A 16,618-nucleotide genomic window follows, 5' to 3' on the forward strand; every position below is an offset into this window, starting at 1 on the left:
CCGTCCGGTCGGGACCCGGTCAGTAGGTAATTTCGACAACACTGCCGTCGAACGCCGCACGCAGTTCCGCGAGCAGCATGTCGCTCGGCTTCACGCGCCATGCATCGCCGAGCCGCATTTCGCCTTGCGCCCGCGCGTTGCTGTAGTGGATCTGGACCGCGAGCCCGTTCGGCAGCGGCGCCTGCGGGCGACGGCCGCCGTCACGCCCGCCGCCGCGCGGCGCGGGCGCTTCGACCGCGGGCGCGGCAGCCGGATCGTCCTTCGACACGTGCGGCTCGAGCACGCGGCGCAGCGCGGCTGCATCGGCGTTGCCGTTCATCGTCAGCCGCACGGCCTGCGCGTAACGACTGCGTGCGCGTTCGAGATCCATCACGGTATCGGTCGTGAAGCGGATACCGCCCGTGAATGCGTCGTTGCGCGCCTGCCCCTGCACGATCAGCAGTTCGTCTTCCTTGAACAGCGCCTTGTTCGCCTCGAACTGCTCGTTGAAGATCGTGATCTCGCACTGGCCCGAACCGTCGTCGAGCAGCGCGATCAGCATCTTGCCGCGCTGGGTCATCTGCGTACGCAGCGACGCGATGATGCCCGCGACCAGCTTGTCGCGCCCTTCCTTCAGGTCGCCGACCTTCTGCCGTACGAAACGGCGCACCTCGTCGCGATACGCGTCGAACAGGTGGCCGGACAGGTAGAAGCCGAGCGCGCCCTTTTCTTCCTGCAGGCGACGCTTGTCGTCCCACGCCGGTTCATCGACGAGCGCATGCGCGTGCGGCGACTCGGCGCCCATGTCGAACAGGCCGGCCTGCATCGCGTTCGCCTCGGCCTGGTCGGCCGCTTCCATCGCGAGCGGCACCGACGCGAGCATCTGCGCGCGGTTCGCATTCAGCGAATCGAACGCGCCGGCGCGGATCAGCGCCTCGACCGTGCGGCGGTTGACGACGCGCCGGTCGATCCGCTCGCAGAAGTCGAACAGGTCGGTGAACGCCTTTTCCTCGCGGGCGCGCAGGATTTCCTCGATCGCGTTCTGGCCGCTGCCCTTCACTGCGCCGAGGCCGTAGCGGATCGTGCGCGAACGCTTGCCGTCGGCTTCGGCGACGGGCTCGAACCGGTAATGCGACTGGTTGATGTCGGGCGGCAACACGGCGAGGTTGTTCACGACGCAGTCGTCGAACAGGATCTTCACCTTGTCGGTGTCGTCCATCGCGAGCGTCATGTTGGCCGCCATGAATTCGGCCGGATGATGCGCCTTCAGCCACGCGGTGTAATACGCGAGCAGTGCATAGGCAGCCGCGTGCGACTTGTTGAAGCCGTAGCCCGCGAACTTCTCCATCAGGTCGAAGATCTCGTCGGACTTCTCGCGCGCGAGACCGTTCTTCGCCGCACCCTCGGCGAAGATCTCGCGGTGCTTGGCCATCTCCTCGGGCTTCTTCTTGCCCATCGCGCGACGCAGCAAGTCCGCGCCGCCGAGCGAGTAGCCGCCGATGATCTGCGCCATCTGCATCACCTGCTCCTGATAGACCATGATGCCGTAGGTCTCTTTCAGGACGGGTTCGACGCGCGGATCCGGATAGTCGACCTTCTCGCGGCCGTGCTTCCGTGCGCAGAAGCTCGGGATCAGGTCCATCGGGCCCGGACGGTACAACGACACGAGCGCGATGATGTCCTCGAAGCGGTCGGGCTGCGCATCCTTCAGCATGCCCTGCATCCCGCGGCTTTCCAGCTGGAACACCGCGACCGTGTTGGCCTTCTTCAGGATCTGGAACGAAGCCGGATCGTCGAGCGGCACCTGCGCGAGCGACCAGTCGGCCTTCGACGGATCGAGGCGGCGAATGTAGCGCTCGGCCCAGTCGAGGATCGTCAGCGTCGTGAGGCCCAGAAAGTCGAACTTCACGAGGCCGACGGCTTCGACGTCGTCCTTGTCGTACTGGCTGACGACGCCGCCGTCGTCGCCCTGCGTGTACAGCGGGCAGAAATCGGTCAGCTTGCCGGGCGCGATCAGCACGCCGCCCGCGTGCATCCCGACGTTACGCGTGAGGCCTTCGACGCGCTGCGCGAGATCGAGCAACTGGTGGACTTCGTCCTCGTGGTCGTAGCGCTCCTGCAGTTGCGGCTCTTCCTTCATCGCGTCGGCGATCGTCACGTGCTTGCCCGGCTTGAACGGGATCAGCTTCGCGATGCCATCGGTGAACATGTAGCCGAGGTCGAGCACGCGGCCGATGTCGCGCACGGCCGCCTTCGCGGCCATCGTGCCGAACGTGGCGATCTGCGACACCGCGTCCGCGCCGTACTTCTCCTTCACGTACTGGATCACGCGGTCGCGGCCGTGCTGGCAGAAGTCGATGTCGAAGTCGGGCATCGACACGCGTTCCGGGTTCAGGAAGCGCTCGAACAGCAGGTTGTAGCGCAGCGGGTCGAGGTCGGTAATGCCGAGCGCGTACGCGACCAGCGAACCGGCGCCCGAGCCGCGGCCCGGGCCGACCGGCACGCCGTTGTTCTTCGCCCAGTTGATGAAGTCCGCGACGATCAGGAAGTAGCCCGGGAAGCCCATCTTCGTGATGGTCCCGCACTCGAATTCAAGTCGCTTGTAGTACGTGTCGCGCTGCGCGTCGCGTTCGGCTTCGGCCGGATACAACTGCAGGAGCCGCGTCTCGAGCCCTTCCTTCGACAGCTGGACCAGGTAGTCGTCGAGCGACATGCCGTCCGGCGTCGGGAACAGCGGCAGTTTCGGCTTGCCGAGCTCGAGCTTCAGGTTGCAGCGTTTTGCGATCTCGACCGTGTTCGCAATCGCGGACGGCAGGTCGGCGAACAGCGCGGCCATGTCGTCCTGCGTGCGGAAATACTGGTCGGTCGTGAAGCGTTTCTGGCGCCGCGGGTTCGCGAGGATGTCGCCTTCCGAAATGCACACGCGCGCCTCGTGCGCGGTGAAATCGTCGTCGGTCATGAACTGCGTCGGGTGCGTCGCGACGACCGGCAGCTTCAGCGACGCCGCGAGCGTCGCAACCTGCTGGATGTACGCCTCGGCGCCCGGCTGGCCGTATCGCTGCAGCTCGATGTAGAAGCCGCCCGGAAACACCTTCGCCCAGCGCTCGGCGTGACGGCGCGCCGCTTCTTCGTTGCCGGCCGCGAGCGCGAGCCCGATATCGCCCTGCTGCGCGCCCGACAGCGCGAGCAGCCCCTGCGAAAGTTCGCCATCGAGCCAGCTCGCATCGAGTTCCGCGCGGCCACGATACTGGTTCGTGAGCCATGCCTTCGACAGCAGCTCGCAGAGATTCAGGTAGCCGACCTTGTCCTTCACCAGCAGCAGCAGCCGCGACGGCTTGTCGCGATCGTCCGGATTGGTGATCCAGACGTCGCAGCCGGCGATCGGCTTGATGCCCTTGCCGCGGGCTTCCTGGTAGAAACGAACGAGGCCGAATGCATTGCCGAGATCGGTGAGCGCGAGCGCGCCCTGACCGTCCGCGGCCGCCGCCTTGACGATGTCGTCGAGACGCACGATGCCGTCGGCAATCGAGAATTCGGAGTGAACGCGAAGATGGACGAAGCGAGGATCTGACATGGGCGCTATTGTAGCCGCGTCGCCGCGCAGGCTGCCCAAAAAATCCCCGCGCTGGCCGTTCGGCCGATGCGCGCGACGCCACGTCGCGCGGCATGCCAAACGGCTGGATGCCGGCACGTGCGCGGTTTGCGGGATAATACGGGTTTTCGAATCATCGCCACGGCTTCGCACCCTTTTTTGCGGGCCGCCGTGCGGCCGTTTTCCCGTCGGACCATCATGACCATCGTCAACCTCGCCGCCTACCACTTCGTGTCGCTCGACGCGACCGAACAATGGCGCCCGCTCGTCACCGCCCGCTGCAACGAACTCGGCCTGCGCGGCACGATCCTGCTCGCGCCGGAAGGCATCAACCTGTTCATCGCCGGCACGCGCGAAGCAGCCGACGCGTTCATCGCGTACATCCGCCACGATCCGCTGTTCGAAGGCAAGTTCGCGACGCTGCAGTTCAAGGAAAGCCTGTCCGACTCGCAGCCGTTCCGCCGCATGCTCGTGCGCCTGAAGCGCGAGATCATCACGATGAAGAAGCCCGCGATCAAGCCGGAGCTCGGCCGCGCGCCGTTCGTCGACGCGCGCACGCTGAAGGCATGGCTCGACCGCGGCCACGACGACGCGGGCCGCCCGATCGTGATGCTCGACACGCGCAATGCGTTCGAGGTCGACGTCGGCACGTTCGACGACGCGCTCGACTACCGGATCGACAAGTTCAGCGAATTCCCGGAAGTGATCGATGCGAACCGCGCCGATCTCGACGGCAAGACGGTCGTGTCGTTCTGCACGGGCGGCATCCGCTGCGAGAAGGCCGCGATCCACATGAAGGAAATCGGCATCGAGAACGTGTACCAGCTCGAAGGCGGGATCCTGAAGTATTTCGAGGAAGTCGGCGGCGCGCACTATCACGGCGACTGCTTCGTGTTCGACTACCGCACCGCGCTGAACCCGCAACTCCAGCCTACCGAGAACGTCACGTGCTTCGCGTGCCGCGCGGTCGTCACGCCGGAAGCGCAACAGTCGCCGAGCTACGTGGCCGGCAAGTCGTGCCCGGCCTGCGCGCAGGCAGCCAGCGCCGCGTAAGCGCGCGGCCCGCGCCCCGATGAACGGCTATCGCGGCCGCTTCGCACCGTCGCCCACCGGGCCGCTGCACTTCGGCTCGCTGGTCGGCGCGCTCGCGAGCTGGCTCGACGCGCGCGCGCACGGCGGCACATGGCTCGTGCGCATCGAGGACCTCGACGGCCCGCGCACGGTACCCGGCGCGGCCGACGACATCCTCGCGACGCTCGCGCATTTCGGCATGACGCCCGACGAGCCGCCCGTCTGGCAAAGCACGCGCGATGCGGCGTACACGGCCGCGCTCGAGCAGCTCGTCGCAGCGGGGCGCGTCTATCCGTGCGGCTGCACGCGCAAGGAAATCGCCGACTCGCTGCGCGCCGCGCACGAGCGCCATACGACGCTCGCGTATCCGGGCACCTGCCGCACGGGCCTGCACGGCAAGCCCGCGCGCGCATGGCGGCTGCGCGTACCGGACGGCGACGACGCGATCGTCACGTTCGACGACCGCTGGCAGCACACGCAATCGCAGAACCTCGCGACCGAAGTCGGCGATTTCGTGTTGAAGCGCGCCGACGGGCAATGGGCCTATCAGCTCGCGGTCGTCGTCGATGACGCCGATGCGCGCATCACGCACGTCGTGCGCGGCGCCGACCTGCTCGATTCGACCGCGCGCCAGATCCATCTGCAACACTGCCTCGGCGTACCGACGCCGCGATATCTGCACGTGCCCGTCGTCGTCGATGCGAACGGCGAGAAGCTCAGCAAGCAGACGGGCGCGACCGCGCTCGAGCGCGACGATCCGCTGCCGGCACTGCAGGCCGCGGCCGCACATCTGGGCCTCGCGCCCGATGGCATGCTCGCGGGCACCACGCTCGATGCGTTCTACGCGGCCGCGACGGCTGCATGGGCGCGGCGCTTCGGGCCGCTGGCCGGCTAAAGCACCCGGCGAGCCGGATTCGCGCCGATCGAGCGCCGAGATTGAATGGCTCGCCGGCGCCCCGCGCCACCCCCGCCCCCTAACTACGGCCCCAATAAAAAACGGGCACATGCTCATCGCATGCACCCGCTTGTCCGGCAGCGCTCACGCGCCGCCCCGCCACGTTCGCCCGGCTTAAGCCGACGGCTTGCGCGGCATGCCGAACCCGCCGAGCAGCGCGGCGACCTGGCGCTTCGGCCCTTTCTTCTCGGGCTGCTGCGCAGGCTGCGCGTCGTCCGACTGCTTCGCCGCCGCCGACGGCTCATACGGCTTCAGGAAGAAATCGTCGACCGGCGCTTCGTGGCGACGGTGATGGCCGCTGCGCTCGGAACCGGCCGAGCGGCGCCCCGACGCACCGCGATGCTCGTCGCGTTCGCGCCGGCCACCGCGCTCACCACCGCGTTCGCTGTTGCGGTCGCCACCACGGTCACCGCCGCGCTCGCTGCCACGCTCGTCGTGACGAGGGCGCGCCGGCTTGTCGAGCGCGAGCGTCTGCACTTCGAGCGGACGCTTGATCAGCTTCTCGATATCGGCAAGCTGCTTGCGCTCGTTCGGGCTGCACAGCGACAGCGCGTCGCCGGTCGCGCCCGCACGGCCCGTCCGGCCGATCCGGTGCACATAGTCTTCCGCGCTGAACGGCAGGTCGAAGTTGATCACGGCCGGCAGCTCGACGATGTCGAGGCCGCGCGCGGCCACGTCGGTCGCGACCAGCGCCTCGATCTCGCCGCGCTTGAATGCGTCGAGCGCCTGCATCCGCTCGATCTGCGTCTTGTCGCCGTGGATCGCCGACGCGACCACGCCGTCGCGCTCGAGATTGCGCGCGAGCCGGCTCGCGCCGATCTTGCTGTTGCAGAACACGATCACCTGCTTGAGCCCGCGATCGCGCAGCAACTGCACGACGGCCGCCTGCTTGTCGCCTTCGGCGACGTCGTAGACGATCTGCGTGACGTTCGCGTTCGTCGAGTTGCTGCGCGCGACCTCGATCGTCTGCGGGTTGCGCAGGTAGGTCGATGCGAGCTTCTTGATTTCCGCCGAGAAGGTGGCCGAGAACAGCAGCGTCTGGCGTTCCTTCGGCAGCAGGTTCAGGATGCGCTGCAGATCGGGCAGGAAGCCCATGTCGAGCATCCGGTCGGCTTCGTCGAGCACGAGGATCTGCACCTGGCCGAGATTCGCGGTCTTCTGCTGCACGTGATCGAGCAGGCGCCCCGGCGTCGCGATCAGGATCTCGACGCCGCGGCGCAGTTCGGCCATCTGCGGGTTCATGTCGACACCGCCGAACACGACCGCGCTGCGCAGCGGCGTGTGCTTCGCATACGCATGCACGTTCGCGGCGACCTGGTCGGCGAGTTCGCGGGTCGGCGTGAGGATCAGCGCACGCACGGGGTGGCGCGCCGGTGACGCGCTCGTGTTCGCCTGCGGCAGCAGGCGCTGGATGATCGGCAGCGAGAAACTCGCGGTCTTGCCGGTGCCCGTTTGCGCGGCGCCCATGACGTCGCGGCCGGCGAGCACGACCGGAATGGCCTGCGCCTGGATCGGCGTCGGCGTCGTATACCCCTGCTCCGCAATGGCTTTCAGGATATCGGCGGCAAGGCCGAATTGGTCGAAGGTTGCGTCGACGGGCTTGGCGACAGAATCGGACATGGTGGCGTTTCGCTCAAAAGGCGCGGCGGGGACATCGTGCGTCAGGCCAGCCGGGCCTGCGCTCATCACAATTCGGAAATAGACGGAGCCGCGGCGCGCCGCGCGGCGCCGCTCTGGCGCTTGGGACCGGTTCAATGCGAACGCTGGACACCAGGCCGTGCGGACTCCGTTCGGCGCGAATGCCGGCGGAAAGGGCCGTATTGTAGCACTGCGCGGCCATCTGTCCGTGACAACGCCGCGAACGGCCGCAACGGCGGTTCGCGCGGCGGGCCCGTACGGCCCCGCGCGGTCGGCGAACCGGCCGATCGGGCTACCCCGACCGGCCGGCAAGGGATATAAGGGCCAGATTCAGGATTGCGTTGCCCAGGCGCCCGCGACCCGCCCGAGCGCCGAACCGTCAGGTCCGGCGGCCGGCAAGCACGGGCGCGCACGATCCGCGATCGCGCCCGGCGCTCAGCCCTTCTTTTTCTTCTCGACCTGTACGCAATCGCCAAGCAGCGGCGGCGACTTCTGGTCGGCGATCTCGTCGCGCAGCGTCGCTTCCTTGCCCTTCGTCCACCACGTATAGCGGCCGGCCTGATAGCGCGCGCCCGAAGCCGACACGGTATCGACGAACAGCAGTTGCCGGCCGTTGACCGGCACGAGCGCGAAGCTCTGGCCGTTGCCCGCGAGCCAGTACGACACGCGCACGGGCTGCTTCTGGTTCGCGCACTGGTAGACGGTCTGCTGGCGCGCATCGGCGTCGATCTCTTCGACGGTCAGTTGCGCGGCATGCGCGACCGAAACGGCGGTGCCGGCGAGCGCGAGTGCGGCGACGGTTTGGCGAATCATGCAGGTCCTCTCACGAGACGGGTGGAAGCGCGCCCTCGCGGGGCGCGCGGTTATTGCTGGTTTCGCGTTGGGTCGCGCTGTCAGGGATCGATGACGTCGGCGCACGCGTCGGTCGGCGCGGCCGCGAGATGGCCGACGAGCGGCACGATCTTGAGCCCGGCCGATGCGACCCGGCACGGTGCGGCCGCGACGCCGCAACCCGCGAGACTCGCGACCAGCGCCAGCGCGACGCCCAGCTTTCCGATACGCAGCCAGATCGGCGCCATCGTCCTCTCCTCGTTCCGTCAGCGGGCCGACACAGGCCGCACGGCCGCGGCGGCGCGCTTCGCGCGTTCGCGGGCTTCGTCGACGGTCGCGCCGGTCGCCAGCGCGACGCCCATGCGCCGCTTCGCAAAACTTTCCGGTTTGCCGAACAGGCGCAGGTCGGCGCCCGGCACCGCGAGCGCGTCGCGCACGCCTTCGAACGCGATCCCGCGCTCGTCGAGGCCACCGTAGATCACGGCCGACGCGGCCGGCGTACCGAGCGCCGGATCGACCGGCAGCCCGAGAATCGCGCGCGCGTGCAGCTCGAATTCGGACTGGCGCTGCGACGCGAGCGTGACGAGGCCCGTATCGTGCGGCCGCGGGCTCACCTCGGAGAACCACACGTCGTCGCCGCGCACGAACAGCTCGACGCCGAACATCCCGCGCCCGCCGAGCGCCTCGGTGACCTTGTGCGCGATCTCGCGCGACTTCTCGAGCGCCACCGCGCTCATCGGCTGCGGCTGCCACGACTCGACGTAGTCGCCCGCGACCTGCACGTGGCCGACCGGCTCGCAGAAGTAGGTGCGCGTGCCGAGCGTCGCCGGGTCGATCGCGCGCACGGTCAGTTGCGTGATCTCGTATTCGAAATCGATGAAGCCTTCGACGATCACGCGGCCGTGGTTCACGCGCCCGCCCGCCATCGCGTAGTCCCACGCGGACTTCACGTCGGCTTCGGTCTTCACGACCGACTGCCCCTTGCCCGACGACGACATCACGGGCTTCACGACGCACGGCATGCCGATCTTCGCGACCGCCGCGCTGAACGCTTCGAACGAATCCGCGAACGCATACGGCGACGTCGGCAGGCCGAGCTCCTCGGCCGCGAGCCGGCGGATTCCTTCGCGGTTCATCGTGAGCTGCGTCGCGCGTGCGGTCGGGATCACCTCGGCGAGGCCGGCCGCCTCGATCGCCGCGAGCGCGTCGGTCGCAATCGCTTCGATCTCGGGCACGATCAGGTGCGGGCGCTCGGCCTCGACGATCGCCCGCAGTGCGGCGGCGTCCGTCATGTCGATCACGTGCGCGCGATGCGCGACCTGATGGCCCGGTGCATCCGGATAGCGGTCGACTGCGATGACTTCTACGCCGAGCCGCTGCAACGCGATGATGACTTCCTTGCCGAGTTCGCCGGCGCCGAGCAGCATGACGCGCGTGGCCGAGGGTGAAAGCGGCGTACCGAGCCGCTGACCGATCTGCATGTGATTTCCCGCTTCTGGTGGAGGACGAAAACGGCTCCGATGTTAACACGCGCCACGACGCCGGTTTGGCGCGTTTCGCCGCGCCGCTGCCCGGCCGCGCGCCGCTCGCGGGCAGGCTGCGAACGTTTTCACGCGCGAAGTGTCGGCTCGCCTGTCGCGGCGCGGGTGCGTTACTCTTACGCCTTGATCAGAATCCGATGAGGAACGAGGCTCATGTCCCACCTGTCCGCGGCCGCACGCGCACGCACCGGCCTGCTTCGCCCGTTGCGCGCGCCCCTCTGCGCGCTGACGCTTGCCACGCTTCTCGCCGCCTGCGCGATGCCGACCCACCCCGATTCCGCCGCCCACGCGCCCGATCCGTACAATCCGGCCGCCGTCCAGTTGCTCGACGACACCAACTGGGAACTCACCAACTGGCTGAACGCCGACGGCACGCAGCGCACGATCCCGCACGGCGACAACGGCGAGCCGATCAAGCTCGCGCTGTCCACCGATTCGGGCATCCGGCGCGCCAGCGGGTTCTCGGGCTGCAACCGCTACATGGGCACCTACGCGATCAAGAACGGCCTGCTGAGCTTCGGGCCACTCGCCGGCACGCGGATGGCCTGCCCGAATACGCTCGGCGGCCAGCTCGAACACGCGTACCTCGACGCGCTCGCCCACATCGAGAAGACCGGCGTGCAGATGCGCGAGCCGCAGCAATTGCAGATCGTAACCAATGCCGGCGCTACGCTGACCTTCACGCACCGGAGCCCCTGATGCACCGCGCGCGCGAAGGCCGGCCGACCGCCTTCGCGTTGCGCGTCGCGCGCATGTGCCGGACACACGCGCCGCGCGGCGTGAAACGAATTCATGCCGCCTTAGAATCTTGTTCGCCGGCCGGTTAAACTCGGCGGGTCGCGCCCCGCGCGCCCCTCCCCACTCCTGTTTCAAAGCATGCACACGGTTGTCTTCGGCTGGTTCGGCATCTCCGCCGTCTGGTTCCTCCTTCTCTTCTGGCGTCTCGTGCAGGCGATGCTGCCCGGCGGCGGCGGGCTCGCAGGCCGCGGCTCGATCCGCCTGTGGCTCGGTTTCGCCGCGGTGTTCGTTGCGAGCTGCACGCTGACGAGCCCGCTGTCGGGCCCCGACACGAACGCGCTCGGCCATGCGTTTTCCGCCGGCTTCGCCCATGTGCTCGGCCCGATCGGCACGCCGGTCGCGATGGTCGTGCTGTTCTTCGCCGGGCTGCCCTGGCTGAGCGGCATCGGCTGGCGCCAGTTCGCCGCATGGGTCGACACGTCGTTCGGCGTCAAGCTGTCGCGCGACGGCGGCGACGACGATGCACGCGGCATCGCCGACCTGCCGCGCAGCGCGCTGCATCGCGACGACGACATCGTGCAGCCGACTACCGCGCATACCGTCAACTCGATGGCGCCGCGCCAGAACGGCCGGTATTCGCGCCCGACGCTGTGGAAACCCGACCCGCAGGCGCGGCCGAAGCCGCGCAGCAAGACGCCCCCGCGTCCGCACGCGGAACCCGTCGCGCCGTCGGGCTGGCTGAAGCCGACCGCGACCGGTCGCAGCAGCATGCCGGCACCGCCCGCGCCGCTCCCGACCAGCGCGATGCCGCCGCCGACAACCGGCAGCACCGCGAGCCTCGCGCGCGCGGCGGCGAACGCGCAAGTGCCGCGCCCCGATCCCGCCCCGCTTCCGGTCGGATTCGAACCGGTCCGGCCGCGGCCGACGGCCGCGCGACCGGCCACCGCGGCGTTGAAGCAGACCGCTCCGCGCACCGCGGTCGCGCCGCGGCCGGCCAGCGCGCCGCCGCGCCCGCCGGTGCGACCGGTCGCGGGAACCGGCGCGGCCGGCCTGCCGCCGGACACCGCGCGACGCCGCCCGGCGCCGCAAACGCCAACGCGCGCGCCGCTGTATGCATGGACGGAAAAGCCCGCCGCACCGATCACGCCGGCGCCGAGCGTTCACGACACGCTGCGATCGATCGAGGCCAGCACCGCGCAATGGGCCACGCTCGGCGGTTCGCAGTCGGCCGATGCCACGCACGCGGCGGCGGCAGGCGCAACCGTGGCCGGTATGGCAGCGGCAGCCGGCAGCGTTGCCGCGCCGGTGTCGGCGGCCGTGTCGAACGGGTTCGTCTCCGCGACGCACGGCGTCGCGCCCCATGACGCCAGCGCCCCGGTCGAGCGCGATGCGGCACCCGCCTACGACGACAACGCGCCGATCGCGCTGGAGGCGTTCATGCCGGCAGAGTCCGGCATGACGCATGCTCCGGTTGCCGATACAGGCGTCACGGCGTTCGACGATTTCGTCCCGCAGACGCTGCCGGATACCGGCATCGACAATCCGGTGTTTTCGCATCACGGCGCCCTCGGGATCCGGCGCGCCGACGATGCGCCCGCCGCGCCGTCGTTCGACGCGCCAATCGACCTCGCTCCCTGGGAAGACCTCGCCAGCCAGCCGGTTTCCGCGTTCGACGTATCGCTGACGGACGCGATGGGATCGGAGCCGGCCGATGCGTCCTCCGCGCCGCCGCAAGACGCGACGGTTCACGACATCGCTGCGAGCAAACCGGTTGCGTCCGTCGATACCGACGACAAATACGAAGCGCAACCGTCGCCTGCGATCGATCGCCATGCACCGGCCCGTGCGCCGCAGAGCCTCGCCGATGCTCACGCCGACGTCGAATCCGCCGGGGGGATCGCTCCGTTTGCGGCCCTCCCCTCTTCGTCGCTCGCCGAAACATCGACGCGCGCCATTTCCGACACCGTGCCGCTGGCGGCAGCGTCGACACTGACTGCATCGCGTATCTCACCGGAAGGCGCAGAGCCGAAAGCCGCAGAACGTGTAGCGCCGGTGTCGGCAATCGCGCCGGGCGCCACGCCCGCGACAGAGTGGACGCGGACACCGTCGATTCCGCCGACGGGGCAACCTGCAACGACATATACGGCCGTCTCCGCGGAACTGCCGAAATCGCCGGCAACTCAACCGTTTGCCGCAGCACCGACGGCTTCGGCCGCCACTACTTCGCCGTTCGGCGGCGGCGCTCACGGTTCGACCGTGCAGGTACCTGCGTCTGCGTCGAACATTGCGCCCGACAGCGCTTCGCCGGCTGGTGTGACCGGCACGGCATCCGCTGCGCTTTCGCAGCCGGCCGTGTCGGCATCGACCGTTGCATCGGTCGCATCGACGGCGCCGGTCGGCGTAACCGGCACTGCGTCCGCTTCGCTTTCGCAGCCGGCCGTGTCGGCATCAACCATTGCACCGATCGCATCGACTTCCCCGGTCGGCATAACCGGCACGGCATCCGCTGCGCTTTCGCAACTGGCCGCCACCGCCTCGGCGCCGACCGTTGCATCGATCGCGGCGACTTCCCCGGTCAGCGCAAACGGCACCGCATCCGCTTCGCCTTGGCAGCCGGCCGCATCGGCATCGACAGTCGCATCGGTCGCATCGTCGACGCCGGTCGGCGTTACAGGCGAGACTTACGGTTCACTCCACCGCGCATCGACCGTCACGCACGCCGCGACGCCGTCGACGACCGGCATGTCGGGTTCGGTATCCGGTTCGACGACGCAACCCGCATCGGCGGCGACGCCTACGCCCGCTCCCGCGACGCCTGTGAATGTCGCGTCCGGCTCGCAGCCTTTCGTGCCCGCGCCGACTCTTTCGGCCAACACCGCAACCTCGTCGACCGGCTCGACATTCGGCGGATCCGGCACAACCGCACCGCAACCGGCGGCCAGCCTGCCTGTTCCGCCAGCCGCGTCCGTCGTAACGACACCGTCCTCAAGCGCAGTCACCCCGATGACCACGGCTGCGACGGCTCCGGCCCAACCGATCGCAGGCTCGCCTGTCGCCGCGACCGGATCGCTGACGTCCATCTCGGCAACGACCGCGACGCAGCCCGTGCCGATCGCATCGGCGCCTGCGGCAACCACGACGTTCGCAACGCCGCCCGCCCCTGCCGCATCGTCGGCGAGCTGGTCGGCGCCGAATGTGTCCGCACCACCAGTGGTCGCATCGGCCGCCGCACCGGTGCCGGCAACAACCGTTCCCGGCACCGGCCTGCCCGCGCCGGCGACCGTCGCCGCCGTGCCGACGATCCCGGTTGCCGCACCCATCGATGCAATCGCCACCAGCGCGACCGAACCGGCCGCGCCCGCCGCAACCGACATCCCCGCGCGCCAGCCGCGCCCGAACGCGTTCGAATTCCACGCGCCCGCGTCGTTCAACGTCGAACTGCCGACGCTCGACCTGCTCGAGCCCGCGTCCGACGACGTCGAAATGATCACCGAGGAACACCTCGCGCAAACGGCCCAGGTGATCGAACAGCGGCTGCAGGAATTCAAGGTGCCGGTAACGGTCGTCGGCGCATCGGCCGGCCCCGTGATCACGCGCTTCGAGATCGAACCCGCGCTCGGCGTGCGCGGCAGCCAGATCGTCGGCCTGATGAAGGACCTGTCGCGCGGCCTCGGCCTCACGTCGGTCCGCGTCGTCGAGACGATTCCCGGCAAGACTTGCATGGGCCTCGAATTGCCCAACGCGAAGCGCCAGATGATCCGCCTGTCGGAAATTCTTGCCTCGCGCGAGTATCAGCATTCGCCGTCGCAACTGACGATCGCGATGGGCAAGGACATCACGGGCCACCCGGTCGTCACCGATCTCGCGAAGGCGCCGCACATGCTCGTCGCGGGCACGACGGGCTCGGGCAAATCGGTCGCGATCAACGCGATGATCCTGTCGCTGCTGTACAAGGCGACGCCCGAGGACGTGCGGCTCATCATGATCGACCCGAAGATGCTGGAGCTGTCGGTCTACGAAGGCATCCCGCACCTGCTCGCGCCGGTCGTCACCGACATGAAGCTCGCGGCGAACGCGCTGAACTGGTGCGTCGGCGAAATGGAAAAGCGCTACCGGCTGATGTCGGCCGTCGGCGTGCGCAACCTCGCGGGCTTCAACCAGAAGATCCGCGACGCGGAAGCGAAGGAAAAGAAGATCGGCAACCCGTTCTCGCTGACGCCCGAGGATCCCGAGCCGCTGTCGAAGCTGCCGCTGATCGTCGTCGTGATCGACGAACTGGCCGACCTGATGATGGTCGCCGGCAAGAAGATCGAGGAGCTGATCGCGCGCCTCGCGCAGAAGGCGCGTGCGGCCGGCATCCACCTGATCCTCGCGACGCAGCGTCCGTCCGTCGACGTGATCACGGGCCTGATCAAGGCGAACATCCCGACGCGCGTCGCGTTCCAGGTGTCGTCGAAGATCGACTCGCGCACGATCCTCGACCAGATGGGCGCCGAATCGCTGCTCGGGATGGGCGACATGCTGTTCCTGCCGCCGGGCACCGGTTATCCGCAGCGCGTGCACGGCGCGTTCGTCGCCGACGAGGAAGTGCACCGGATCGTCGAGTACCTGAAGCAGTTCGGCGAGCCGCAGTACGAGGAAGGGATTCTCGACGGCCCGGCCGCCGACGGCGCGACGCAGGACCTGTTCGGCGAAGCGCCGGACGCGGAAGCCGATCCGCTGTACGACGAAGCCGTCGCGTTCGTCGTGCGCACGCGGCGCGCGTCGATCTCGTCGGTGCAGCGGCAGTTGCGCATCGGCTACAACCGCGCCGCGCGTCTCGTCGAGCAGATGGAAGCGGCCGGGCTCGTGTCGGCGATGGGCATCAACGGCAGCCGCGAGGTGCTCGTGCCGGCCGCGGCCGACTGAGCCAGGCGGCCGGCCTGCCGCCATCAACCAGGGCGGACGCACCGGACAACCGGCCGCCCCGGAACACAAAGGGCGCTGCATCGGCAGCGCCCTTTGTCGTTTACAGCGCCGGCACCAGCTTGAAGTCGACCGGCTTGCCGACCGCGACCTTCTGCGGATTCGCGCCGAGCTGCCCCGTTTCGACATCGCGACTGAACACGTAGAACGTATCGCTGTCCTGGTTGCCGACGATCAGCCACTTGCCGGTCGGATCGATCAGGAACTCGCGCGGCGTCTTGCCGAGGCTCGACTGGCGGCCGACGTGCTTCAGCCGGCCGTCGGCCTGGTTCACCGCGTAGATCACGATGTCGTTCGCGTCGCCGCGGTTGCTCGCGTACAGGAAGCGGCCGTCCGGCGACAGGTGGATCGCGCCGCCGCCGATCTTGCCCTTGAAGCCCGGCGCCGTCATCGGCAGCGTCTCGACCGGCGTCAGCTTGCCGTCGTGGTAGCCGAGCACCTCGACCGACGCGTTGAGCTCGCTCGTCACGTAGGCGAACCGGCCGTCGGCGCTGAACACCATGTGTCGCGGGCCCGAACCGGCCTTCACCGGCGTGTAGCGCGTGTCGGTCGGGCCGATCAGCCCGCGGCTGCCGTCCACCGTATAGCGGTAGCCGTAGATCTTGTCCGCGCCGAGATCCTGCACGAACAGGTAACGGCCGTCCGGCGAAAACACCGTCGAGTGCACGTGCGCGCCGTCCTGGCGGCCCTTCACGGGCCCCGTGCCTTCATGGTGCACGGTCAGCACGGCCTGGCCGACCGCGCCGTCGTCGCGCAGCGGAAACACCGCGAAGCTGCCGCCCGGATCCGCCGCGACCGAATAGTTGGCCGTCACGAGGTACTTGCCGTCCGGCGACAGCGCGAGGTAGCAAGGATCGTTCCCTTCCGACGACACGCGGTCGATGAAGGTCAGCGCGCCCGTCTTCGCGTCGAAGCGGAATGCGCTGACGCCGCCGCGCTGCGTCGCCGGCCCGTCGTCGCCGGGCAGTTCGTTGACCGCGTAGACGGTGCGACCGTCGCGGCTCGGCAACAGATAGGACGGATTCACGGTCTTCGCCGACGACACCGGTGCGACGCTGCCGGTTTTCGTATCGAAGCGGTAAACATAGATCCCGTCGCTGCCGCCGCCCGTATAGGTGCCGACGAGCAGGTTGTAGACGCCGTCGGCCGGGACGGGCGATTGCTGCGCAAATGCGTGGGTCGCGGAAAGGGAGAGCACGATCGCGAAACCTTTCATCCAGTGAGCGAGCCTAAGCGGGAACCCTCGTGTCGAAGCGCGTGCGTCACGCTCGCGTAAACGGCTGGGCATTGAATCCTCCTTGCATCGAG

Annotated in this window: 9 protein-coding genes and 1 pseudogene; 4 read left to right on the plus strand and 6 right to left on the minus strand. The window is 68.7% G+C overall.

Annotated elements, in window-relative coordinates; translation table 11 throughout:
• Positions 1 to 19: 19 nt before the first annotated feature.
• Entirely contained in the window at positions 20 to 3,553 is a 3,534-nt protein-coding gene (dnaE, locus tag LXM88_RS17405; protein ID WP_262535286.1) for a DNA polymerase III subunit alpha, read from the minus strand.
• 216 nt (positions 3,554 to 3,769) lie between these two features.
• Here dnaE and LXM88_RS17410 point away from each other — a divergent pair, with 216 nt between their 5' ends.
• Both LXM88_RS17410 and gluQRS read left to right on the plus strand, forming a co-directional pair.
• Positions 3,770 to 4,624, plus strand: coding sequence for a sulfurtransferase (locus tag LXM88_RS17410; protein ID WP_262535287.1), 855 nt, complete (start codon positions 3,770 to 3,772; stop codon positions 4,622 to 4,624).
• Between the two features lie 19 nt (positions 4,625 to 4,643).
• A complete protein-coding gene (gene gluQRS / locus LXM88_RS17415; RefSeq protein WP_262535288.1) occupies positions 4,644 to 5,537 on the plus strand; it encodes a tRNA glutamyl-Q(34) synthetase GluQRS in 894 nt (297 codons plus the stop codon).
• 174 nt (positions 5,538 to 5,711) lie between these two features.
• On the opposite strand, the gene LXM88_RS17420 is transcribed toward gluQRS, so the two are convergent.
• From LXM88_RS17420 to purT, 4 genes are all read right to left on the minus strand, one after another.
• Positions 5,712 to 7,283 carry a DEAD/DEAH box helicase gene (locus LXM88_RS17420; RefSeq protein WP_262535290.1) on the minus strand — a complete coding sequence of 524 codons (1,572 nt, stop codon included), beginning with the start codon at positions 7,281 to 7,283 and terminating at the stop codon, positions 5,712 to 5,714.
• A 387-nt stretch (positions 7,284 to 7,670) separates the two neighbouring features.
• The gene (locus tag LXM88_RS17425; RefSeq protein WP_262535291.1) at positions 7,671 to 8,048 is read right to left on the minus strand and encodes an MliC family protein; all 378 of its coding nucleotides are present in this window, start codon (positions 8,046 to 8,048) and stop codon (positions 7,671 to 7,673) included.
• A gap of 80 nt (positions 8,049 to 8,128) precedes the next feature.
• A complete protein-coding gene (locus tag LXM88_RS17430) occupies positions 8,129 to 8,314 on the minus strand; it encodes a DUF6726 family protein (protein WP_262535292.1) in 186 nt (61 codons plus the stop codon).
• 18 nt (positions 8,315 to 8,332) lie between these two features.
• On the minus strand, positions 8,333 to 9,547 hold the full coding sequence (purT, locus tag LXM88_RS17435; RefSeq protein WP_262535293.1) for a formate-dependent phosphoribosylglycinamide formyltransferase: 1,215 nt from the start codon (positions 9,545 to 9,547) through the stop codon (positions 8,333 to 8,335).
• Positions 9,548 to 9,760: 213 nt separating this feature from the next.
• On the opposite strand from purT, the gene LXM88_RS17440 reads away from it, so the two are divergent.
• A complete protein-coding gene (locus LXM88_RS17440; protein ID WP_262535294.1) occupies positions 9,761 to 10,306 on the plus strand; it encodes an META domain-containing protein in 546 nt (181 codons plus the stop codon).
• A gap of 3,387 nt (positions 10,307 to 13,693) precedes the next feature.
• Positions 13,694 to 15,253, plus strand: a pseudogene (locus tag LXM88_RS37295) (DNA translocase FtsK); the annotation flags it as partial.
• A gap of 100 nt (positions 15,254 to 15,353) precedes the next feature.
• On the opposite strand, the gene LXM88_RS17450 reads toward LXM88_RS37295, so the two are convergent.
• The gene (locus tag LXM88_RS17450; RefSeq protein WP_262535298.1) at positions 15,354 to 16,598 is read right to left on the minus strand and encodes a lactonase family protein; all 1,245 of its coding nucleotides are present in this window, start codon (positions 16,596 to 16,598) and stop codon (positions 15,354 to 15,356) included.
• Positions 16,599 to 16,618: the final 20 nt, after the last annotated feature.

The organism is Burkholderia sp. S-53, from assembly GCF_025560745.1.
In the GTDB taxonomy this organism is placed as follows: domain Bacteria; phylum Pseudomonadota; class Gammaproteobacteria; order Burkholderiales; family Burkholderiaceae; genus Burkholderia; species Burkholderia pyrrocinia.